This is a genomic window from Marinobacter sp. AL4B (genome assembly GCF_019916045.1).
GTDB lineage: Bacteria > Pseudomonadota > Gammaproteobacteria > Pseudomonadales > Oleiphilaceae > Marinobacter.
On record NZ_JAILWZ010000011.1, the window covers coordinates 1181776 to 1205720 of the forward strand.

Annotated in this window: 16 protein-coding genes; 12 read left to right on the forward strand and 4 right to left on the reverse strand. The window is 55.1% G+C overall.

The genetic code is table 11. The annotated features are described in order from the left end of the window. Window positions 1-45: 45 nt before the first annotated feature. The 11 genes from K5L82_RS09525 to K5L82_RS09575 all read left to right on the forward strand — a co-directional run bounded on the left by K5L82_RS09525 (window position 46) and on the right by K5L82_RS09575 (window position 17063). Window positions 46-1299 carry an MFS transporter gene (locus tag K5L82_RS09525; protein WP_262492558.1) on the forward strand — a complete coding sequence of 418 codons (1254 nt, stop codon included), beginning with the start codon at window positions 46-48 and terminating at the stop codon, window positions 1297-1299. Next, window positions 1292-2488: an MFS transporter gene (locus K5L82_RS09530; protein WP_223133935.1), complete on the forward strand. Its 1197-nt coding sequence runs from the start codon at window positions 1292-1294 to the stop codon at window positions 2486-2488. Before K5L82_RS09525 ends, K5L82_RS09530 begins: the two co-directional genes overlap by 8 nt. A 57-nt stretch (window positions 2489-2545) precedes the next feature. After that, window positions 2546-3775 carry an efflux RND transporter periplasmic adaptor subunit gene (locus K5L82_RS09535; protein WP_223133936.1) on the forward strand — a complete coding sequence of 410 codons (1230 nt, stop codon included), beginning with the start codon at window positions 2546-2548 and terminating at the stop codon, window positions 3773-3775. A 9-nt stretch (window positions 3776-3784) separates the two neighbouring features. Continuing rightward, window positions 3785-6940 (forward strand): efflux RND transporter permease subunit, encoded by a 3156-nt coding sequence (locus K5L82_RS09540; RefSeq protein ID WP_223133937.1) that lies wholly within the window; start codon window positions 3785-3787, stop codon window positions 6938-6940. Continuing rightward, complete coding sequence (locus K5L82_RS09545) at window positions 6937-8343, forward strand: efflux transporter outer membrane subunit (protein WP_223133938.1); 1407 nt, start codon at window positions 6937-6939, stop codon at window positions 8341-8343. Before K5L82_RS09540 ends, K5L82_RS09545 begins: the two co-directional genes overlap by 4 nt. Window positions 8344-8419: 76 nt before the next feature. Beyond that, window positions 8420-9211 carry a DUF1499 domain-containing protein gene (locus K5L82_RS09550; protein ID WP_223133939.1) on the forward strand — a complete coding sequence of 264 codons (792 nt, stop codon included), beginning with the start codon at window positions 8420-8422 and terminating at the stop codon, window positions 9209-9211. Window positions 9212-9422: 211 nt separating this feature from the next. Next, entirely contained in the window at window positions 9423-10763 is a 1341-nt protein-coding gene (locus K5L82_RS09555; RefSeq protein ID WP_262492559.1) for a TolC family protein, read from the forward strand. Continuing rightward, on the forward strand, window positions 10760-11926 hold the full coding sequence (locus K5L82_RS09560; RefSeq protein WP_223133941.1) for an efflux RND transporter periplasmic adaptor subunit: 1167 nt from the start codon (window positions 10760-10762) through the stop codon (window positions 11924-11926). The genes K5L82_RS09555 and K5L82_RS09560 overlap by 4 nt, the downstream gene beginning before the upstream one ends. Then, a complete protein-coding gene (locus K5L82_RS09565) occupies window positions 11919-15086 on the forward strand; it encodes an efflux RND transporter permease subunit (protein ID WP_223133942.1) in 3168 nt (1055 codons plus the stop codon). The genes K5L82_RS09560 and K5L82_RS09565 overlap by 8 nt, the downstream gene beginning before the upstream one ends. Further along, window positions 15080-15769: a response regulator transcription factor gene (locus tag K5L82_RS09570; RefSeq protein WP_223133943.1), complete on the forward strand. Its 690-nt coding sequence runs from the start codon at window positions 15080-15082 to the stop codon at window positions 15767-15769. The genes K5L82_RS09565 and K5L82_RS09570 overlap by 7 nt, the downstream gene beginning before the upstream one ends. Then, window positions 15762-17063, forward strand: a complete 1302-nt coding sequence (locus K5L82_RS09575; protein ID WP_223133944.1) for a sensor histidine kinase — start codon at window positions 15762-15764, stop codon at window positions 17061-17063. Before K5L82_RS09570 ends, K5L82_RS09575 begins: the two co-directional genes overlap by 8 nt. Before the next feature lie 25 nt (window positions 17064-17088). Here the strand turns inward: K5L82_RS09575 and K5L82_RS09580 are convergent, their stop codons facing one another. The 4 genes from K5L82_RS09580 to mpl form a co-directional block, all read right to left on the reverse strand. Further along, window positions 17089-19032: a hypothetical protein gene (locus K5L82_RS09580; protein WP_223134038.1), complete on the reverse strand. Its 1944-nt coding sequence runs from the start codon at window positions 19030-19032 to the stop codon at window positions 17089-17091. Window positions 19033-19174: 142 nt separating this feature from the next. Next, complete coding sequence (locus K5L82_RS09585; RefSeq protein WP_223133945.1) at window positions 19175-20314, reverse strand: acyl-CoA dehydrogenase family protein; 1140 nt, start codon at window positions 20312-20314, stop codon at window positions 19175-19177. Window positions 20315-20450: 136 nt separating this feature from the next. Next, window positions 20451-21062, reverse strand: coding sequence for a flavin prenyltransferase UbiX (locus K5L82_RS09590; RefSeq protein ID WP_223133946.1), 612 nt, complete (start codon window positions 21060-21062; stop codon window positions 20451-20453). After that, window positions 21055-22449 (reverse strand): UDP-N-acetylmuramate:L-alanyl-gamma-D-glutamyl-meso-diaminopimelate ligase, encoded by a 1395-nt coding sequence (gene mpl, locus K5L82_RS09595; RefSeq protein WP_223133947.1) that lies wholly within the window; start codon window positions 22447-22449, stop codon window positions 21055-21057. Before mpl ends, K5L82_RS09590 begins: the two co-directional genes overlap by 8 nt. A 144-nt stretch (window positions 22450-22593) precedes the next feature. Here mpl and K5L82_RS09600 point away from each other — a divergent pair, with 144 nt between their 5' ends. Further along, window positions 22594-23856, forward strand: a complete 1263-nt coding sequence (locus tag K5L82_RS09600; RefSeq protein ID WP_133006363.1) for a 6-phosphofructokinase — start codon at window positions 22594-22596, stop codon at window positions 23854-23856. Window positions 23857-23945: the final 89 nt, after the last annotated feature.

Genomic DNA, 23945 nt, shown 5'->3' on the forward strand with positions numbered 1-23945 from the left:
TCGCCGTATTGCTCACTACTTGGGCATATTCACGGAGGCGTAAAAATGTCATCAACACACTCTACCGAGGGATTATCCCAACCGTCTCACGGGGTAGATGCTCCCTCTACTTTTCTTTTGTTACTGATGGCGACAGCGGTGGCCTTCACGGCAGCCAACCTTTACTACTACCAGCCATTATTACCAGCGCTGCGTGATGGCTTATCGTTAAGCGATACGCTGTTGGGCCTGGTGCCGTTCGCCACACAAGCCGGTTATGCCGCAGCCATCCTCCTGATCTCGCCACTGGGCGATGTCATACCACGCCGCAAACTGATTGCACTATTGTCTTGCCTGCTTGTGTGCTCGCTCGTGTTGCATGCCACTGCCGTGAGCGGTTTGATCTTGGTTATAGGCACGTTTCTGATGGGCTTGGGGGCCAATATCACACAACAACTGATTCCATTGGCTGCCTCCATGTCATCACCACAGCAAAGAGGCCGGGTGCTAGGCACAATGATGAGCGGCCTGACGGTAGGTATTTTACTGTCACGGGTGCTCAGCGGCAGCCTCGCCGAGTACCTGGGTTGGCGAGCCGTATACTGGATGGCCGCCTCCACTGCGCTGGTTTGGGGACTGTTGCTGTGGCGTCTATTGCCAATTGAAACCTCGCGAGTTAACGGCATGCGTTATCCCGCGCTGATCGGTTCTATGGTGAGTCTCTTTCGCAGGCACTCACTGTTGAGAGTCTCGGCACTCACCGGCGCGCTGTGGTTCGCCGCCTTCAACGCCATATGGGCCAGCCTCGCGCTGCACCTGACGAATGCGCCACTCGATTTGAATCTTCAACAGGCGGGCCTGTTCGGCTTTGCTGGTATGGCTGGCATTATTGGTGCCAAAGCGTCCGGTCGGTTGGTCGTGCCCTTGGGCACCTGGAAGACTATCTTCCTGGCGCTGATGGTACTACTGGTCGGCACCTTGGTGTTGTGGGGCTATCAATATTCACTGGTTGGCCTGGTCATCGGCATCGTACTGATAGACCTTGGCGTTTTCGCCGCCCAGGTGCCCAATCAGGTGCGGGTATTCGCCATCGAACCATCAGCCCAGAGCCGTCTGAATGCCGTGTATATGTTGTTTTACTACCTGGGGGCTGCACTAGGCTCCGCCGCCGGCGTTCAGTTGATGACGGCGTACGGCTGGCCAGGCGTGATGGGGCTCACCGTAGTGCTATCGCTGGGCGCATTGCTTCTGCACATTGCAATGCGCAGAACAGATCCAAGCGCCACACCCACAACAAACCAGGATCTTCGTCATGGTTGATATACCGAACACCCCACCTGCCTCCCTTTCCACTCGTGGACGCTTTGTCCTTCTGGCCGTGGCCTGCCTGACCATCATGGTGGGTACGGTAGTAGCGCCTGGCCTGGCCATTATTTCATCTGCGCTCGGCGTTAGCGCTCACGCCAGCTGGCTCATCACCCTGCCAGCTCTTGGCGTGATTCTCTTTGCGCCGTTAGCAGGAAGACTGATCGACCATATTGGCCCCTACTCTGCTCTTCAGATGGGGCTGGTAAGCTACGGGCTATTGGGCGTAGCCGGGGCTATGCTGCAAAGCCCGGTGCTGGTGTTTGCCGACCGGGTGTTACTGGGCGGAGCTACCGCCGTGGTGATGGTCTCTGGTACCAGCCTGATCTCGCATTGGTATCAGGGGCAGGAGCGCCTCAAGATGCTGGCCCATCAGGGCATGGCTATCGAGCTAGGCGGCGTATTGTTCCTTCTGACCGCTGGCGTTCTGGCGGAGATCGGCTGGTACTGGCCCTTTGCGATCTATTTCTTGGCTTGGGTCATGCTGTTGATGTTGCGCGCCTGGGTACCGAGTCGCGCACCGTCTGATAAGGAAGCTGGGGTAGCTGCGGATGCCGCCTCCGGTGCTGGTATGGGAAGGGTTTATCTAGCAGCCCTGGCAGCGATGATGCTGTTCTTCACGCCGATTGTGCTGATACCGCTGGAGTTATCCAGCATGGGATTGCGCGAGGCGGAAATCGGCTTCTTCCTGGCAGCCATTGCGCTGGTCGCGGTAGCGACGGCCATGATGCTGCCCCGCATTGTCGGGCTTATTGGCGAAAATATGACTCTGCCGCTGGCCTTTGCAAGCTTTACAGCCAGCTTAACCCTGTTCGGCATGGCCGAAGGCATTCGAATAATGAGTTTTGGCGCACTCTTTTCTGGCATCGGCTTCGGCTTGTCGATTCCGCTGGTTAACCACATGACAGTGGAGCGCACACCGACTGAGCGCCGTGGCCGCAATTTAGCTTACCTGTCGATGGCCATCTTCTCGGGCCAGTTTCTAACGTCACTGTTGGAGTTCTTGCCAAGGCAAGCGGCGCTGGTCTTTATTGTAATGGCGGGTGTCGGGAGTGCCTTCACTCTGGTCTATCTGCTAATTTGGTTGCAGGAGCGCGTGGGTAACGACATCGCAGCGTCAACCAAGCCCAGGAGGAAAGCGTGAATAGAAAAACTCAGTTTGCACTCTAAACCCTCGCCCAAGTACACAGAGAAAAACATCATGATTCGAACGTCCGGCGCCTCCCCTGTAAGCCCTCGTCCAGTTTGGGCTTTACCAAACACGGTCACGTTGGCAGCACTGCTGGTATTAACGCTTGCCGCCTGCACTCAGGAGCCAGCTTCAGCCCCTGAGGATCCACCACCAATGGAGGTCGTAGCGTATACCGTCGAGAGCAGCCAAGTGCCTGTTTCAAGAGAGTTGACCGGGCGTGTGGTTGCCGCTGTTACTGCTGAAATTCGGCCACAGACGGGTGGGATCGTGCGCAAGCGCCTGTTTACCGAAGGTAGCGAAGTCGAAGCAGGGCAAGTGCTGTACGAGATAGACCCAACGTCTGTTCAGACTACCGTCAGGGATGCCGAGGCAACGCTTGCCAGTGCTAAGGTGGCCGTCGTCAGCGCCAAGGCCAAGGCGATGCGTTATCGCGATCTGGTCAAGATTGAGGCCGTCAGTCAGGAGAGTGCAGAAGAAGCTGAAGCTGCCTACCAACAGGCGGTCTCGGCGGTTGATTCTGCCGAGGCCAACCTGGAGTCTGCCAGACTCTCTTTGTCTTACGCCAACGTTACTTCACCCATCAGTGGCCGCATAGGGCGCTCTTCGGTAAGCGAGGGTGCATTGGTCACGGCCAATCAGTCGACAGCACTTGCCACCGTGCAGCAGCTGGACCCGGTCTATCTGGACGCGACGCAATCGGCTGAGGAATTTCTGTATATCCGACAGCAATTCGAACAAGGCAAGATCAAGCTTGCGAATGGCGACCCTGTAGTAAGGCTCATCAAGCATGACGGAAGTCTCTATGAATCGGTCGGAACGCTGGAATTGGCTGATGCCATTGTGGATGAGACCACCGGTACAGTAACGGCCCGCTCGCGATTCCCCAACCCGAACGGCGAATTGATTCCCGGTATGTACGGGCAGATCCGGCTTGAGGGTGCCGTCTTGCAAAATGCATTACTGGTGCCGCAGGTGGCTATAAGTCGCGACGTGAAAGGTAATGCGCTTGCCTACGTAATTGATGAGAACAACACGATCGAAGAACGAACTTTGACCACAGGACAGACGTTAGGTGATCAGTGGGTTGTGGAAAGCGGTTTACAGGCGGGCGAACGGGTTGTTGTGGAAGGCTTGCAGAAAGTTCAGGCCGGCTCCGTGGTGAGCGTCGCTGAAGAGACGGAGGCGGCGGATGGCTCAATCTCCACCTCAGAGACCTCTGCACCACCGGCTACGGAGTGATCTCACATCATGTCACAATTTTTCATTGATCGCCCTATCTTCGCATGGGTACTGGCCATCGGAACGATGCTCGCAGGTTTGATGGCTATCAGCTCGATGGCCGTGTCGCGCTACCCGGCCATTTCACCGCCCACCGTTTCTGTCAGCGCGACATACAATGGCGCATCTGCCAGTGCGGTGGAAGAATCGGTTACACAAGTCATCGAAGAAAACCTCACCGGCCTGGATGGACTGCGTTATATATCGTCCTCATCCAGCTCGTCCGGTTCAGCCAGCGTACAACTGACATTCGAGATCGGCACCGATCCAGACACGGCGCAAGTACAAGTACAGAACAAGGTACAGCAGATCACATCAACATTACCCGCATCAGTCCAATCGGAGGGTGTGACGGTCACAAAATCGGGTGACGAAATGCTGATGGTTCTGGGTCTGGTGTCCAGTGATGGCAGCCTGACGACGGCAGACCTGGGAGATTATCTTTCCAGCAATCTGAAAACACCGCTAAGCCGTGTCGCAGGCGTTGGCAGCGTCGGCGTTCTGGGCTCGCAGTACGCCATGCGAATCTGGCTGGATCCGGTGAAACTGAAAGAATACAAGCTCACACCCGCCGATATCAGTAGTGCGATATCGGCACAAAATACTCAGGTCTCGGCCGGTCAGCTCGGTTCTTTGCCGGCTGTCGATGGGCAGCAACTCAATGCAACCATCACGGCTCAGAGTCGCCTACAAACGGCTGAGGAATTCGGCAACATCATCCTCGTGACCAGCACAAGTTCGGCCACGGTGCGTCTGTCTGACGTGGCCGAGGTCGAATTGGGCAGCGCCAGCTACGATATCAAGAGTACCTATAATGGCCAGCCAGCCGCGGGTATCAGAATCATGCTGTCAACGGGAGCCAACGCGACTGAAACAGCCGCGGCGGTCAACGCCGAAGTGGAAAACTTGTCGGCGTCTCTGCCAGCCGGCATGAAGGTAGTCACCACCTACGACACCACCCCCTTCATCGAGGCATCCATTGAAAGCGTGATTCACACCATGATCGAAGCCGTGGTGCTGGTGTTTGTGGTCATGTTTCTTTTCCTGCAGAACTGGCGTGCAACGCTGATTCCTACGCTTGCCGTACCGGTGGTTCTGCTGGGCACCTTCGCTGTGCTCTCGGCGTTTGGTTACAGCATCAACACGTTGACGATGTTCGCTATGGTGCTAGCGATCGGTTTGCTGGTGGACGACGCCATCGTCGTTGTTGAAAACGTCGAACGGCTGATGGTCGAAGAGGGCCTTCCCCCCCTGGAGGCAACGCGTCAATCCATGCGCCAGATTTCTGGGGCATTGATTGGTGTTGGCCTGGTGTTGTCGGCCGTATTTCTGCCAATGGCGTTTTTCGGAGGTACGACCGGGGTTATCTATCGCCAGTTTTCCATCACCATCGTCTCAGCCATGACGCTCTCGGTGCTGGTGGCATTGATCTTCACGCCAGCACTGTGTGCTACCTTGCTCAAGCCAACATCTGCAGGCGGGCATACATCAAGCAAACTGTTTGGTGGTTTCAACCGTCTGGTAGCCCGAACCACGGCAGGCTACGAGTCAGGCGTAGCACGTGTGCTCAAACGCGGCGGACGCTTCGTGTTGCTCTATGCACTCTTGGCTGTCGTGCTGGTTGTGCTATTCATGCGTCTACCGACTGCATTTGTACCTGATGAGGATCAGGGTACTTTGTTCGTGAGCATTCAGTTGCCCGCCGGTGCCACGCAACAGCGGACTGACAAGGTGATTGAGCAAGTAGAGCAGTATTTTCGCGAAAACGAAGAAGACTCGCTGGCCTCGACGTTTCTGGTGGCTGGGTTTGGGTTCAGTGGCAACGGTCAGAATTTAGGCACAGGATTCATTCGTCTGAAAGATTGGTCTGAACGCACAGAGGATTCTCAAAGTGTCGCGGCTATCCAAAACCGTGCCATGGCGGCACTTAGTCAAATCAAGGATGCGCAGATCTTTGTTCTGGCGCCGCCGTCCATTTCTGGCTTAGGTTCCACCGGTGGCTTCACAATGCAGCTGTTGGACCCGGGAGCCCAGGGCACCGAAAAACTGACCGCCGCCGCCAATGCGTTGGTGATCGCTGCCAACAAGGATCCGCGGTTGCAAGGTGTCCGTATCAGCACCCAGGACGAAACCGCACAATATGTGTTGGATGTCGACAACGCCAAAGCTGGTGCGCTGGGTGTCTCGGTCAGTGACCTAAACAGCGTGTTGTCTATCGCTTGGGGCGGAAGTTATGTCAACGACTTCATTGACCGGGGCTCTGTCAAGAGGGTGTATCTGCAAGGCCGTGCCGATTCAAGAATGGTGCCTGAGGATCTGAACAAATGGAGTGTGCGCAACAACAATGGCGACATGGTGCCCTTTTCGGCTTTCACAACCGGCCGATGGACAACCGGGGCCCCCACTCTCTCACGCTTTGACGGAGAATCTTCTATTCAGATACAGGGTGATGCTGCCGCAGGCGTAAGCTCGGGCACCGCCATTACCGTAATGGAAGAACTGGCGGCGACAGTGACGGAAGGCTTTGGTGTGGCCTGGAGCGGCTTGTCGTATGAAGAACAGGAGGCAGGTTCCAATGCCAGTACTTTGTACCTGTTCTCATTGTTGGTGATATTTCTGTGTCTGGCCGCCCTGTACGAAAGCTGGTCCGTTCCTCTATCAGTATTGCTGGTGCTGCCTATCGGTGTATTGGGTACCGTGCTGGCCACGCAGATACGTGGACTGGAGAACGATGTGTACTTTCAGGTCGGCCTGCTCACGATCCTCGGACTGACGGCCAAGAATGCCATTCTCATTGTTGAATTTGCCAAGGCGGCCGTGGACGAGGGGCAAGAGGTAGTCGCCGCCACACTGTATGCCTGTCGCCAGCGACTTCGCCCTATCGTCATGACATCGATGGCTTTTGGCCTGGGTGTTTTGCCGCTGGTCATTAGCTCCGGCGCAGGCTCGGGTAGCCAGCATGCAGTAGGCACAGGCGTCATCGGCGGCGTAATCTCTGCCACCTTGCTGGGCATTTTCCTGGTCCCATTGCTCTACGTGCTGGTACACAAGCTGTTTACACGCTCCAGCCCCACCTTAACAACCAACGATCCAGTCCCCACCACTACACGCCAGGAGGCGCCATGAACATCTCTCGCCTCTCACTACTAAGTGCAACCTTTGGCGTTATCCTGACGGGTTGCGCCAATCTCGCACCTGAGTATATCCAGCCCCCGGCGCCAGTTGCTTCAACGTGGCCAACGCCACAAGTCGACGAGGCAGACGCGATATCTGTAAACGAACTCGGATGGAAGGAATTCTATGGTGACGAACGCCTGCGTCAGCTCATCGAGCTGGCGCTAAACAATAACCGCAGCTTGCGACAGAGCGCTCTTGCGGTCGAATCAGCCCGTGCTCAGTTTCAGATCGCTCGTGCAGACACGTTGCCGACCGTTGATGCGGCCGGCAGCAATACCGCGCTGCGCTCTGATGGCAACACTACTCATACCTATAGCGCCACTTTGGGTATCAGTGCTTTCGAGCTGGATTTCTTCGGACGTCTCAACAATCTTCGCGACCAGGCGTTGGAGACCTATCTTTCCAACGAAGAAACACTCCGCTCCATGCGCATCACTCTGGTCGCAGAAGTTGCCACCGCCTACTTTACGCTGGCGGCCGATCAACTACTCCTGCGGTTGGCGGAAAACACACTCGAAAGCCAACAAAAGTCACTGGACCTGACTCAGAAAACCTTCGACATTGGCACTGCATCGGGGCTGGATGTTGCGACCGCTCAAACCAGCGTTGATACAGCGCGCGTTGATATTGCGATTTACCGAACGCAAGTGGCTCAGGATCTCAATGCCTTGACACTGCTTGTCGGCCAGCCAATTGATCCCGCCCTGGTGACGCGGGGTTCTGGCGATCCCATCACTGCCCCCCTCGCACCCTTGATAACCACTGTCGCGCCATTGGCGGAGTTCCCATCCGAACTGCTGCAGCGACGCCCTGACGTGTTGGCTGCTGAGCGCACTCTGCGCGCGGCACACGCCAATATTGGTGCTGCCCGTGCGGCGCGCTTTCCAAGTATCTCACTGACGACGAGTGTCGGTACCTCCAGCAGCCAGTTGTCTGAGTTGTTTGGCGGCGGCACCGGGCTGTGGAGTTTCATCCCGTCAGTGTCGGTGCCCATTTTTGACGGCGGCTCGGGAGAAGCTACAGTGCGCGTTGCCGAAGTCGGGCGCGATTCTGCGCTGGCAGAATATGAGTACTCCATCCAAACCGCTTTTCAAGAAGTCTCAGACGCATTGAACGAGCAGAGCAATATGAAAGAGCTGGTGGCAGCACGCCAATCACTGCTCGAGGCTAATGAAAAAATTTACCGCCTGACAGAAGCCAGCTATCGCAAAGGGCTTGAAAGTTCGTTGTCTGTCCTGACGGCACAACGCTCCTACACCGACGCGCAGCAAAACATGATTGCAGCGCGATTGGCGGAAGCCAGTAACTGGGTCACCCTATACCGTGTGTTAGGCGGTGGCTGGCAGCCTTGATCATCGCTCAATAATAAACAGAATTTTTTCACCCTTAGCCATTTAACTTGAAGTCCTAAGTCGGAGACATATTTGAATGTCTGATATAAAAGCCACGAAGTTTCTATCGACCTTTGCGCTGATTGCCAGTGTACTCAGCGTCCTTGTCATGGCAGCCGTCGTGTTGGCTTATCGTGGCGATGCTTTCACTTTCAGAGAAGCCTCGGGATATTTACGTACCGTTGCTCAGATCAGTGTGTTTATAACGGGCTTCTGTATCGTTGTCGCGCTGTTATCCTGGAAGAAAAGAGCGTCGCTGCTCAAGGCTCTGGCCGCAATTGCAATCGTTCTTGCGCCTCTGCTCGTCTTGAAAATGAACATGCCGTCGGGTACTGCCCTTTTCGGCGTTGCACCCGCCGGGGCTCCTCCTGGGGCTGGCGCAAAGGGATTAGTTGACCCGAGTAAGGCACCGATCAACGACATCAGCACGGATACACAGAACCCACCCGTTTTCTCGGCTGTCGTTGCATTGCGCCCTGCAGGTAGTAACGCGATTGAATATGCAGGGCAATCTGCCGCTGCAGCCCAGGCTGCGCAATACCCTGATATCAAACCCATCGATTCCTCGTTGAGCAAGTCCGAGGCTTTCAACCGCGCATTGGAAGTGGCGAAAGACATGGGCCTGGAAATAGTCGCGCAGGATGGCGGCAGCGGTATCATCGAGGCAGTTGCGTCCACCCGTTTTTTTAATTTTCAAGATGACGTCATCATTCGCATCAATGAAAATGCGACAAGTAGCATCGTCGATATTCGCTCTCACTCGCGTATTGGTCGCAGTGATCGCGGCAAGAATGCCGAGCGTGTCAGAGAGTTTATTGAACAATTCTGAGCGTAATAACCCCCTCGATGAGTCGGTCGGCTGATCGGAGGGATCAAGCCCAACGCTGCCGATCCCGCTCGGCCAAAGAAAACCCATGAAGACCTTAACCCTTCGTTAACCAGCCTACAGATAGTCTGAACCCAGTCGCTTACCGCAGATTCCGCTGCGCCCGATTGGGTTTTTGTTTATGTGTCGCTTCCCCTGCTTGAAAGTAATACCGATGGTGCTGATCTGCCTGGCTACTGCCGGCTGCAGTTCCTTGTCCACAAGCCCGGATTATCTGGCTCAGGCCGATTCTGACCGCCAGAACCTTGCCTCCTGGTCTGAGCTGGATGAGGGTTCCGAAACAGCCTACCTGAATGATTTGGTTAACAGCGATGATCTGAGCGCGCTGATTGCCGAAGCGCGTGCGGCCAATCCGGATCTAGGACAAACGCTGCTTTCCCTCGAAATTCTCCAGGCTCAATACCGGGCGACCCGGGCTGACCAGCTCCCCGAGGTCGAGGCTGGCTTCGGCGCCAATAAAACGGAAGACCTCGATACTTCCTACACCGGCAGCATCAGCGTCAGCTGGGAACTGGATTTGTGGGCGAAGATTTCTGATGAGGCGTCGGCAGCTGAGAGCGATGTCGCCGAACAGCTGGCTCTCTACCAGGCTGCCCGGGATACGCTCGCAGCCGAGGTTATGCAGGGCTGGCTGAAGCTGGTTAATCTGAATCGATCTGTTGCTATCGCTGAACAACGCGTGGAACTGTTTGAAAAAAACGAACAGTGGATTCTTCAGCGCTACCGATCCGGATTGGGTGACCTTGAGGACCTCGACAGTGCCCAAAGCTCGGCAGCCAGTGCCCGAGCGACGCTGTTTGCCACTCAGGAATCCCTGCAGCAGCAACAAAGAGCTTTGAACCTGTTGCTCGGCCGGAGTTATGGCAGCACGGCCATTGCCACCGACTACCCGCAAGTTCTTTTGCCCCTTGCCGGCCTGGCCGACCAGACGTTACAGCGCCGACCAGACCTTAAAGCGGCCTATCTGGCCATAGAAGCAAGCGACTTTCGTACGTCTGTTGCCTACAAAGAAATGCTGCCATCGATCAGCCTGGGAGCGGCTCTGAGCGACACAGGCACATCACCAGGCGAGGCTCTGTTGAAAAACCCGGTTTGGTCATTGCTCGGTCAATTAACGGCGCCTTTGTTTCGTGGCGGTGAGCTGAAAGCCAATGCGGAAGCCGCCGAACTGACCACAGCCAGGAGCTATCAGGCATACCGGGAAACCTTACTGAACGCAGTGCAGGAAGTTGAAAATGCAATCGGCCAGGAATCAAGCCTGGCCAAACAGCAACAGCAGATAGACAGCGCATTGCTGAGTGCCCGTCGCAACTATGAGCAGTACCAGCAGAAATACCGGAATGGTCTGGTTTCTGTACTCGACCTACTCGAAGTGCAACGGCAGACCTTTGATCTGGAATCACAACTTAACGACTTAACCTACGAGCGCCTGAGCAACCGAATCACACTCGGGCTTGCACTGGGGCTGGGCATCAAGGAGACCGATCAGTCATGATCCGACCATACGCAAAATGGCTTGTTTTGTTGGCCGCCGTTGGCGTGCTGATCACCGTATTCCTTTATAACGGTCAGAAGCTTCAGGAACAGGAAAGTCGATCACTGCCCGCGAAAGAGGATGGTGGTATTGCACCGGATGTCGGTGTTATTCCGGTAATAACAGGCTCTCATTCCGTCAACGTTGAAGCTTTTGGTGCGGCCAGATCGCGATATGAGATAACGCTGACTGCCCAGGTTTCCGGCCAGGTCTCTGAACTGGCAAGCGCGTTTGAATCCGGACGTATCGTCAGCAAGGGCGACCTCCTTTTGGCATTGGAAGACAGCGATTATCGTGCAGCGCTTGCCAGCGCAGAAAACGATCTGGCCAGTGCGCAGGTAGATCTTCTCGAGGCCGAAAGAGAAGCAGAGCAGGCCGTTCTGGAGTGGAAGGCTTCCGGAATGACCGGCGAGCCTGACTCTCCATTGGTGCTGCGTGAACCTCAGGTAAAACAAGCACGGGCGGCAGTCGCTAACGCCGAAGCTGCGGTAATCAGTGCCAAAAAAGATCTGGCACAAACCCGTGTTAAAGCGCCTTTTGACGCGCTGGTTGTCAGCCGCTCAGTTTCACCGGGCAGCTATTTGCAGGCCGGTAACGACATAGCTGAACTCTACAGTGCGGAACGAGTCGAGATCTCTTTGCCTTTATCTCAACTCGACTGGCAGAAGCTGCCGGATATCGAAGTTCTGGATAACGGTGAATGGCCGGTAAAGCTGGTTTCTGTTGAAACCGGACAGCAATGGCAAGGTTATATCCAACGCACGCAACTGCACCTGGATGAGACAAACCGACAGCAGTCAGTGATCGCAGCTTTAGATCGGCCGCTGGAACAGGCCAGCATGCTGGCGCCCGGCACATTCCTCAGGGCAGAAATCGAGGGCCGTGAACTGAACGATCTCTGGCGCCTGCCTTCGTCCTCACTCAGCCAGCGAGGGGAAGTCTGGTACGTAAACGATGGCATTCTGGCCAGATTCTCCGCAGACCCGGTTGCCAGTGATGAGCAGGCCATCTATATCCGTCCACCGGCCTCGCTTTCCGGCCAAACTGTGAACGTGCTGACGCATCCATTGAGCACCTATTTGCCAGGCATGGCTGTTCATCCGGTGGAGGCGTCCGATGTCTGATCAAAGCTGGAACAAAGGCATCATACCCTGGTTTGCCAATAACCCGGTTGCGGCCAATCTCTTGCTGGTTCTGGTCATTGGCCTGGGTGTTCTCCAGGCCGGAGACCTGCGCAAAGAAGCATTCCCGAGCATCGAGCCGGACAGCCTGACCATCTCGGTCACTTACGACAGTGGCTCAGCCCAGCAGTCGGAGGAAGGGCTGGCCATCAAGATTGAAGAACAACTCGAAGATGTTAACGGTATTGATGACATCACCAGCACATCGACTGCCAGCGGCACGACAGTCACGGTCGAAAAGCAAAGTGATTACGACCTGGATGTGCTGTTACGAGATGTCAAAAACAAGGTAGATGCCATTTCCACGTTTCCGGCCGACGCTGAAAGCCCGGTTATTGAAAAAGCGGAACGTGAAGAGCACTCGCTCTGGTTGCAGCTCCATGGCGAAGCAGACCGTCACACCCTGCAACAACTGGCCGAAGAGCTGAAATCTGACTTGCTTGCAAAGGCTACCATCAGCCGGGTCAGCAAATCGGGTTGGCTTGACCCCATGATGTCGATAGAGATTGATGAGGGGCGACTACAGGCCTACGGATTATCCCTGTCCGATGTCGAAGATGCGATCAATCAGGGTTCGTCCAGCACGATGACGGCGGTCCTTAAAAATGAACAGGTCTATCTGCAACTGAAAGCTTCGCAACAGGCTTACCTTAAAGAAGAATTTGCAGCCATTCCTCTGATTACCAGCAGCGATGGCGTGATTGTTGCCCTGGGTGATGTCGCCTCCATAAACGACACCTACGACGATGATACCGCTGTGTTATCCCGCTTTGCCGGTGAAAACAGCGTTGCCCTGCAAGTCATCACTACTGGCCTGGACGACATCACCGACACGGTTGAAGCCGCTAAACAGGTGGTCGAGGAATGGCATGGCAACGGAGCTCTGCCACAGGGCGTAGAGCTTACCAGCTGGTACGACAGGAGCACCTCGATCAGTGAGCGGCTGGATCTGCTCGTTAGCAACGCACTGACCGGCATTTTGATGGTGTTCGTTCTTCTGGCGCTGTTCCTGAACCTGACGGTGGCTTTCTGGGTCTCCATGGGGCTGCCCTTTATCTTCTTCGGAACGCTGTATTTCATGGGCGACCGGTTTACCGGTCTTTCACTGAATGAGTTCACCACCTTTGGTTTCATCATGGCCCTGGGGATTGTCGTGGATGACGCGGTGGTCGTGGGCGAAAGCATTTATACCGTGCGCAAACAGGAAGGCGATACCCTTCGCAATACCATTCGAGGCACCCTGCGAGTGGCGGTGCCCACGCTCTTTGGCGTGTTCACCACCGTTGTGGCCTTTTATTCTCTGTCGAATCTCAGCGGCAGGCTTGGACAGATCTACGCCCAGTTCGCTGCCGTTGTCACTATTTGTCTGTTGTTGTCCATTGTTGAGTCGAAGCTCATTCTGCCGGCACACCTGGCACACCTGAATACCCACCGTAGAGCCAGTGGAAACCCGTTCCTTGAAGTCTGGCGACGCATTCAGCAGGGAGCCGATTCCGGGCTTCAGTGGTTCAACGACCGGATCTATAAAGCGGTGATCGACTGGGCGCTCGCATACCGGTATGCGGTTTTGGTTTTATTCCTTGCGCTATTCGCGCTGGTTATGGCGATGCCTTTCAACGGAACCGTCAAAACCAGTTTTTTCCCGAACATACCTGGCGACACAGTCCGGGCAAACATCAGCATGGAAACCGATGCCAGTTTTGGCCTGACTCATTCCGCCCTGCTTGCTCTGGAGCAAAAAGCTTATCAAGTGGATGAGCAACTCATAAAGCGCGCCAACGTCGACGCAGAGACCGGCATCGCCAACCTGCAGGTACTTTCCGGGAGCGACCAATCCGGCACAGTTACGGTAGAGCTGGCGCAAGATTCCCCATACGATCTCAACACGTTTTCCAACCAATGGAGACGTAGCGCTGGTCTGCCTGAGGGGGTGCGAACCCTGAGCGTCGCGAGCCGGCGCGAAACGGTAGACGCGCTTCGGATTGAACTCAGGGCTAATGACGATGAATTGCTGACAGCAGCCGGACGGGACATAAAGGAACAGCTCTCAACTATCCCGGCGGTCAGTGGCATTGAAGACACTATCGAAGCCAGCCAGCCCCGCCTGCTCCTTGAACTCAACGCTCAAGGAAAAGCCCTGGGCTTGAGTACCGATAATCTGGCCCGGCAAGTGCTCCAGGCCTTCAGTGGTCAGGTTGTTCAACGCTTCCAGCGCAGCAACGACGAAGTAGAGGTTAAAGTCCGCTACCCGGAGGGCGCCCGGGAAAACCCGACTGACGTACTGAATGCCAACATTCGTACAGACGACGGCACCGTGCTTCCACTGTCCAGTGTTGCCAACGTCACCTACGGCTACTCCCGGGACATCATCACTCGCATTAACGGTAAGCGGGCGCTTTATCTCTCTGCCGAGGTGGACAAGGACATGCTGTCTGCGTCCGAGCTGGTCGCCAGTCTGCAGCAGGATCTGGTTCCGACACTGGAGCGGCAATACCCGGGGCTGGATATCAATTTTGCCGGTGAAGCGGAGCAACAGGCAGAAACACAGAATTCTATGGTGCACGTGTTCATGATCGCTATGCTGGTCATCTACATGCTGCTGGCAATCCCCCTGAAATCCTACATTCAGCCCGTCCTCATCATGACCGCCATTCCATTCGGAATTGTCGGAGCAATCCTGGGGCACTGGATGAACGATCTTTCCATCAGCATTCTGTCGCTCAATGGTATTATTGCGCTCAGTGGTGTTGTCGTGAATGACAGTCTTTTGCTGGTGTCTCGCTACAATGAACTGAAACCCGATGCAGATCATCAGATCGAAGCGATCAGTAAAGCTTGCAGGAGCCGTCTGCGCGCGGTTCTTTTGACGTCATTCACAACCTTCGCCGGCCTTGCGCCTTTGCTGTCCGAAACATCAGCGCAGGCACAGTTTCTGATACCGGCCGCTGTGGCATTGGGATACGGCATTATGTTCGCAACCTTCATCACCCTCATTCTGATACCGGTCCTGGTCGCTATTCAGCACGACGTGACCGAAAGGTTCACAGATATTCGCCGCTGGTTTACTGTGAAGCCAGGTAAACAAGAGTCCGATCCATGCTGAAATTGTTATTGGCCGAAGACGATCTCGACCTGGCTCAGACGTTGGTGCAATACCTGGAGCTGGAGGGGTTCATCTGTGACCATGTCAGTAACGGTATTGCAGCGCTCAATCTGATCGAACAAAACAGCTACGACGTGCTGTTATTGGATATTAATATGCCTCGCCTGAACGGCCTTGGGCTTTGTCAGCGTTTGCGGGAGCATGGCAACGATACCCCCGTACTGATGCTGACAGCGCGTGACCAACTTGACGATAAGCTGCAGGGGTTTAACGCCGGCACCGACGATTATCTGGTCAAACCCTTCGAAATGGAGGAGCTATTGGCCAGAGTTCGGGCGCTTTCACTCAGACGCAGCGGTCAGATTCAAAAGCTCACCTGCTGTGATCTTCAGATGAACCTCAGCGAGAAGAGCGTGCAGCGAAACGGTCAGGCCCTGAGACTGTCGCCCACGAGTTGGCGCCTACTCGAACGCCTGATGCGTGCCTCGCCGTCCCCGGTATCTCGTGAGGAGTTGATGGACGCTGCTTGGGGGGATGACCAACCCGATAGCAACAGCCTCAAGGTTCATATTTACAACCTGCGCAAGGCCATTGATGGTCCCTTTGACAAGCCGCTGCTGCACACCATCAGCGGAGCCGGTTTTGCTCTCAAACCTCCCGGAACAGGCAAAACAAATGCGTAGAGCGGGGATTAGCCTCAGAGCAGTTCTGATAGCGTCTTTTCTGGCTTTGGGCCTTATCCTGGTTGCAGCCTACACGTTGGTCGCCAAGGAACATTTTATCCGAGGCCTGGATGCGGCGATGGCAGGCAATATGGAAAAAGCAGCTCGAACGTTCAGTGAGGTGTTTGGCGCAGAGGAAAGCGAACAGGTCAGAGAGTTCAGCGGTTTTGATGTTGCAACACAATGGAGCGACATGCCGGATTATGCTCTTCGTGCTTTTCCGAATGGGCCGGGCAAGTCTGACCAATTATTCAAGCAAGAAGATAGCGCCTGGTTCAGCCGTCCGAAATCAATCGTCTTTGCAATGCGGGACAACACCGCTCACGGCCCACTTTACATGAGTCAAAAAGTGACACCTCGACAAGCGTCGGAGGTGCTACCGCAAGCCTCTCGGCAAAACCGAGTGTTCTCGCTGACCGTCAGTATTCTGGTGATTGGTTTCGTTTCGATCGTTGGCTGGCTGCTCCTGAGGCACGTCTCTCGCCCCATGGCTGCGTTGCGCGCCTGGACTCATTCCCTCGACAACGACAAACTCTCGGATCCGGTGCCGGATTTTTCCTATCCTGAGCTGAATGAAATGGCGGAGCTTATCCGAAACAGTCTCTCCTCGGTGCAGCAAGCGGTAGACCGTGAGCGGCGGTTTCTCAGACACGCCAGCCACGAACTCCGGACACCCATCAGCACCATCCGTTCCAACATCGAGCTGCACCGAAAACTGACGCAGAAACGAGAAAAGTTCGAGGACGAGCAAAACATCGTCGATCGTATCGACCGTGCGAGTCTGACCATGAAACATCTTACCGAAACGCTGCTCTGGCTGAATCATGAGCCAGATATGCCCCTTCAATCCGAGGCTACCGACTTACCAGAGCTGATACGGGAGCTAGCTGCTGAAATGTCGTATCTTTTGGCTGGGAAGCCCGTAACCACGGAGATTCGCACCACCCCGTTTAGCTGCACGATACCTCTGGTGCCAGCACGCATTATTCTGAGCAATTTAATTCGGAACGCCTATCAACACTGCTGGGAGGGCACCGTCGTTATCGAGCAACAAGGGAACCGTATTTCGATCAGCAACCCAGTAGAGTTAGAAGGGCCTATTGAGCCCATAAAAACAGCCGAAAATACTGGATACGGGCTCGGACTGGAACTGACGACAAAGCTCAGTCAGCGGATCGGATGGCACTACACAACCACTCGCCACGACAATCTCCATTGCGTGACTGTGGAAATTGGAACCCGGCCCCTCCTATAAGGTCTGAAAACCTGGTCCGACCGGGCTATTCAGACACCTCGCTTTCTAACCCTTCGATTAAATAATCCGTGAGGGTTTTATACACGTAAATTATCTGTGCAAATGCAACTCCAGCCCTCTCCTGAACAGGCTCACCGCATGTCGATACTGTTCCAGCACGTTTCAGCTCAGCCTGCTGAACGTAGTTCACCGTTTCCGCAGTTACATCGCCCTGATTCAGATTCGGGTAAGACAAATGCCACCGAAACGCGCCATCGGCAGAATCTACACGTTCAAGAGTCGCTACCGCTGAGTTTTGCACAGGATATCTGAGGAGCCGCTGCACACCCAGCTCTTCGAACACTTCAGAATTTTGGTTCGTGTAGGCGCGATGATCGTACTCATAGGCACGCTCATAAGCGTTCTCACCCTCAAAAATAGTAACCCCGAACAGCCGGGTCACATAGGCGTCCTCCGGGACCACCGGTGCGTCCTCAGTACCGGCTGGAACACAGGTATCACCCGTCTTCGCATTCTTGAAAACAACCGCACGCTCCGCCGTTGCTTCGCCATTTTCAATGCGATACCCACTGATTTTACTTCCTTCCCACGCCTCAGCGGGCGAATTCTGAGCGATCAGTGATAGGGTTCTATCCGGGCGCCCTGAGACCGATTCAACAACGGCACTCTTATCCGACCAGCTCCACTCAATTTCAGCACTTCCGCCTAATTCGGTACTGTCTGGTTCGACACCATGCGTCGCCTTATGGCACTGGGTAACAGTGTCAAAGTAAGCACGTTTATTTGACCAATCAAACACGATTCGTTCATGCACGCCGCCCTCTTCGTAGAAGTCGTGACTAAGCCCGGACAACGACGCTCCAGGCAGCCACTGAGTGTTCAGTGCCGCCATGTAGCCATCTACTTGCACCAACCGCATCAGTTCAGGCAACGATGGATCCATACAGCCCTGACTGGAAACCGACAACAACTGTCCAGCTTCCGAGTAGTCGAACATCAGCTCGGCAGAGGGGCTCAGATCTCTCGCGGGCAACGTGCTGGAACGATCTGAGTGCGCTGCGATGCTTGCGCCTATCAAAAGCACCGGATTACTCAGCTCAATGGGAACAACCGGCAAATCCAGTGCGCTCGGGTCCACGTTGGCGTAATTCCCCCCGGATGCGGCTGCATCGACCCGTTGCATTACCTCTGCGGCATTCTGAACTAACGAAATTCCGAGGAGTCGTACAGATTCGGCTGACAGGAAGCGTTCTTTACCCTCACGGCCATCTTTCGCCAGAAACGCGTTGTAGTCATCCGGAATCTGGCTCGCCATAAAACGGGCCAAAGCTCGGGCGTAGGCATGGGCTCTGTCATCGCTGGCGAGCACATAATCTTTCAGCAAATTCAGCCCGTTCAGCTCAGCATAGCGCTCCGGAGAAACAGTACCAAGCTCCGGGCTGATGGATTTCCCCACCACCGCGCGGTAACGGGCCAGCGTGGTCAGCGGCGTCACGTTGGTCACGCCAGGGCTGGCCGACATCAGATAAGCCCGCGCGACTGCGACTTCACCGTTACGGGTTTCTTCCAGAGTTTTGCCGGGCAACGCCAGCGCATACAAAGGGTAATCTCGGGGATCTAAATTCTTGCCCAAAGCACCCGGGACGTCGAACTCCGAGATATCCAGATCAAAGCGCCCGCCGGCAGCGGTCATGGCCGTGGGCTCGCCATTTGCCAGCGTGTAAGTTCCACCGTTAGCTAACACAATTTCTAGCGGGCCCTTGCTGTATTGCCCATCGCCATCCAGGTCCAGCCAGACGCGAGCGTTGCGAAGGTAACCATCAATAACCCGCCCCGAATACGGTGTCGGCTTGCTGTAGCTCACACCATCAAAATCACGGCCATCAACCGGTAGCTGGTCGGACTCTTCACCACATCCAACGAGCATTAGTGTCAACAGGGGAACGGAAAGACTGAGCAGGCGTTTCATCACGGCAACCATTTATCCTTGTTAGAAGGTTGTGCCGTTACTGTAGGGAATACCGAAGCCGGAGACCTTGACCGGCTTGGCAAATTGTAAAGTTTGGTAAACGACAGGCCTGATCACTCGAAGCCTGTCGTCTGGAGGGACGTTAGAAGGAGCGGGCGACGATTTCTTTCATGATTTCGTTGGTGCCTGCGTAAATACGCTGCACGCGAGAATCGGCCCAGGCACGAGCAATGGGGTATTCCCACATGTAGCCGTAACCGCCGTGCAACTGAACACACTCGTCCATAACTTTACACTGCAGGTCGGTGGTGAGCTGCTTTAGCATGGCCGCCGTTGGAATATCCAGTTTCTTCTCCAGGTGGAGTTCCAAACAACGATCCGTGAATACTCGAGCAGCCGTGATTTCAGCTTTCAGTTCCGCCAGTTTGAAGCGGGTGTTTTGGAACGCAATCACGGGCTTTCCGAATGCTTTACGCTCCTTCACATAATCCAGTGTCCATTGCCATCCGGCTTCTGCAGATGCTACGGCGGTCAGTGCAACTTGCAAACGCTCTGCAGGCAGCTCCTGCATAAGCTGAAAGAAACCTTGCCCTTCTCGAGCACCCAGCAGGTTCTCAACCGGTACTTTTACATCCTGGAAGAACAACTCAGAGGTATCTTGAGCTTTCATCCCCACCTTGTTCAGGTTCTGCCCTTTCTCAAAACCTTCTGAAGAGGATTCAACGATCAGCAAACTGGTGCCCTTGGCTCCTTCCTTCGGATCCGTTTTAGCGACAACAATCACCAAATCGGCAAGCTGGCCATTAGTGATGAACGTTTTCGAGCCATTCAGGACGTAGTGATCACCGTCTTGGAAAGCGGTCGTTTTCACGCCCTGCAGATCGGAGCCAGCACCGGGTTCTGTCATGGCGATAGCACCAATCATTTCACCGGAAGCCAGTTTCGGAAGATACTTCTGCTTCTGCTCCTCAGAGCCGTAGTTAAGGATATAAGGCGCCACGATGTCCGAGTGCAAAGTCCAGCCAATACCCGACAGGCCGGCTTTTGAAATTTCTTCCATAACCACAGCCGAATAACGGAAATCTACACCGACGCCGCCGTACTCTTCTGGCATGGTCGGACACAAGAAGCCCAGCTCACCCGCTTTACTCCATAGCTCACGGCTTACCTGGCCATCTTTCTCCCACTGTTCATGGTACGGAGCAGCTTCCTGTTCCAGGAATTTACGAACGGAATCGCGGAAACCTTCAAGATCAGCGTCAAACAGAGTGCGTGGAATCATTGCAGAACCTCAAGTGTCGAGTTGGTTGGTTTTGTTCTTCACCCAGTCTGTGACGAGCGGTTTTTTTGCTCAATGGTGAAAACCATCAATCGGTTTGGCCAAAACCAACGCAACCATCAATCGAGTTCAGATATTCTTATTCGCCCCAGCGAGGCACAAGCTTTTGGGGAAAGCTCAGGTGATCGAGAATCCGCGCCACCATGAAGTCCACCAAGTCATCAACCGACTGCGGCTTATGATAAAACCCGGGACTTGCCGGCATGATGACGGCGCCCATGCGAGTGAGCTTGAGCATGTTTTCGAGATGGACTTCTGAATAGGGTGATTCGCGCAGTACCAGAATCAGCGGTCGGCGCTCTTTCAAGGCCACATCGCCTGCACGTTCAATCAGGTTGTTACTGGCACCGGTAGCCAATGCCGAAAGCGTTCCGGTACTGCAGGGGCAGATCACCAACGGGGCCTTTTCGCCAGAACCGGAGGCCGGAGACGAAAACCAGTCTTCACGGCCAAACACCTGAATCTGCCCCTCTTCGGCACCGGCATAAGCGGTGAAAGCCTCAGCCATGGCCGGCGGTGAGCCCGGCAGGCGAAAGTTGGTCTCAGTGGCAATCACAATCTGCGCTGCCCGGCTGACCATCACATTCACCCGGCAACCATTGGCCACCAGACATTGAATCAAACGCAACGCATACTGGGCACCGGACGCTCCGGTGATAGCAAGATTAACGACCTGCGGAGCCTCAGCCACGTACTTTCTCCAATTCCGCTACCAGTTTACGGTGAATACCACCAAAGCCACCATTGCTCATAATGACAATGTGGCAGGTTTCCGGCAGTTGTTCCAATGCTCGGGCGATCAGCGCCTGCACAGAACCCTCGACACTGTGATGGTCCAGTTCGCCGTGTTCTGCCCGCCAGCTTTCCACCAGTTGCGGCAACCAATCCATCTCACTCAGATTGCCCCACAGCACACGGTCTGCCGCGGCGGTGCTGGGAATCAGGGTTTGCTGATGCACGCCCTGCTTCATGGTGTTCGACCGGGGTTCGATAATCGCCAGAATGGGTTCGTCGCCGACTTGATTCCGAAGCCCTTCGAGCGTAGACGTAATTGCCGTAGGGTGGTGGGCAAAATCATCGTAGACGGTCACGCCACCCACTTCACCCACCAATTCCATGCGGCGCTTCACACCGGAGAACCGGCACAGCGCCGCCACGGCATGATCGGGTGTAACACCCACATGACGCGCAGCCGCAATGGCTGACAGAGCGTTGCGTACGTTGTGTTGGCCGGTTAAACCCCACTTTAACACCGCCACCGGCTGTTCGTGGTGAATGACCATAAACTGGCTGCCATCTTCCCGCAGCAGCTCTGCGCGCCAGTCGGTGGTGCGGGAAATCTCGCTGCCAACAGAGGTATCCTGAACCGGGCTCCAGCATCCCATGCCCAACGCGTTGTCCAAATGCGCATCAACGGCGGGGCGAATAATCAGGCCTTGCGACGGCACCGTGCGCACCACGTGATGAAACTGGCGCTCAATGGCCTCAACGCTGTCGAAAATGTCGGCGTGGTCGTATTCCAGATTGTTCAGAATCAATGTGTTTGGGCGGTAATGAATAAACTTGGAGCGTTTGTCGAAAAACGCACTGTCGTATTCATCGGCTTCGATCACAAAGAAATCGCTGGTACCTAGCCGTGCAGACACCGGAAAATCCTGCGGCACGCCGCCCACCAGATAACCGGCATCAAACCCGGCCTGATCCAGAATCCATAACAACATGGACGTGGTGGTGGTTTTACCATGGGTGCCAGCAACGGCCATCACCCACCGATGCCTTAATACCTCTCGCGACAGCCACTCCGGGCCAGACATATAATCGATGCCACGGTTAAGCACCGTTTCAACTTCCACATTGCCACGGGACATCGCGTTACCGATCAACACCAAATCAGGCCTGGGCTCCAGATTCTCCGCTCGATAGCCTTCCATCAGCGCTATACCTTGGGCCTCAAGCTGCGTGCTCATGGGGGGATAAACACCTTGGTCGGAACCGGTCACCGTATGACCCAACTCCCGTGCGATCACGGCCAAACTGCCCATGAACGTGCCACAGATGCCCAAAATATGTATATGCATTAGGGTATTGCCTCCGATTTGAATCCTGCCAAGCCTCTACCATACTTTCTGCGGGGTCAAGAGTCGGCATCCCCTCATGAAAAACGGCCGTGTTTGGCGTATCATTCGCGCCAACTTTGAACCAGCAGGAGGCTTGAGCCCGCGATGGCGATCAAGAACGCATTTTATGCCCAATCTGGCGGGGTAACCGCCGTCATTAATGCCAGCGCATGCGGCGTTATCCAGACAGCACGCAAGTACCCGGATCTGATCGGCAAAGTATACGCCGGTCGCAACGGTATCATCGGTGCACTGACCGAAGAACTGATCGATACCAGCCTGGAGTCTGACGAAGACATTCAGGCCCTGATCCACACCCCGGGCGGTGCGTTCGGCTCTTGCCGCTACAAATTGAAGAACTTTTCTGAAAATCAGCGTGAATACGAACGACTGATCGAAGTGTTCCGTGCCCACAACATCGGCTACTTTTTTTATAACGGTGGTGGTGACTCCCAGGACACCGCTTACAAAGTCTCTCAGCTGGCCGACAAAATGGGCTACCCGATCACCTGCATCGGTGTGCCTAAAACCGTCGACAACGACCTGCCCTTCACCGACTGCTGCCCGGGCTTCGGCTCTGTCGGCAAGTACATTGCCACCTCGACTCTGGAAGCCAGCCTGGACATCAAGTCCATGTGTGAAACCTCCACCAAGGTGTTCATTCTCGAAGTTATGGGTCGTCACGCGGGCTGGATTGCAGCTTCCGGTGGCTTGGCAGGCCAGGAAGAAGGCGAGCCACCGCACATCATCCTGTTTCCGGAAGTTCCGTTCGACCGCGAGAAATTCCTGGCACGGGTTGATCAGTGCGTGAAGGACTATGGCTACTGTGTGGTGGTGGCCTCTGAAGGCGCCCAATACGACGACGGCCGTTTTGTTGCCGATGCTGGCGCCAAAGATGCGTTCGGCCACACTCAGCTGGGCGGCGTAGCCCCGGCTCTGGCGAATATGGTCAGACAAGCTCTGGGCCATAAGTATCACTGGGCCGTCGCTGATTATTTGCAGCGCTCTGCTCGTCACATTGCTTCGGCCACTGACGTAGAACAAGCTTATGCTGTCGGCGAAGCCGCGGTGGAAATGGCTCTGGCTGGCAAGCAGGCTCTGATGCCAACGATCGTACGTGATCAGGTCAAGCCTTACCGCTGGTCAATCGGTGAAGCCAACCTGAGCGAAGTGGCGAACCAGGAAAAGAAAATGCCCATCCACTACATTACCGATGACGGCTTCGGCATCACTCAGGAATGTCGTGACTACCTGCAGCCACTGATCGAAGGCGAAAACTTCCCTCCGTTCGAGAACGGCCTGCCAAAGGTTGCCAAGCTGAAGAACCAGCTGGTTGAGAAGAAGCTGAAAACGGAATTCAAGCTCTGATCAGCGAGACCTGAACGCAAAAGCCCGGTGACTGAAAAGTAACCGGGCTTTTTTGTGACACTCTAAACAAGCATCCGCTCGTTGCGTAC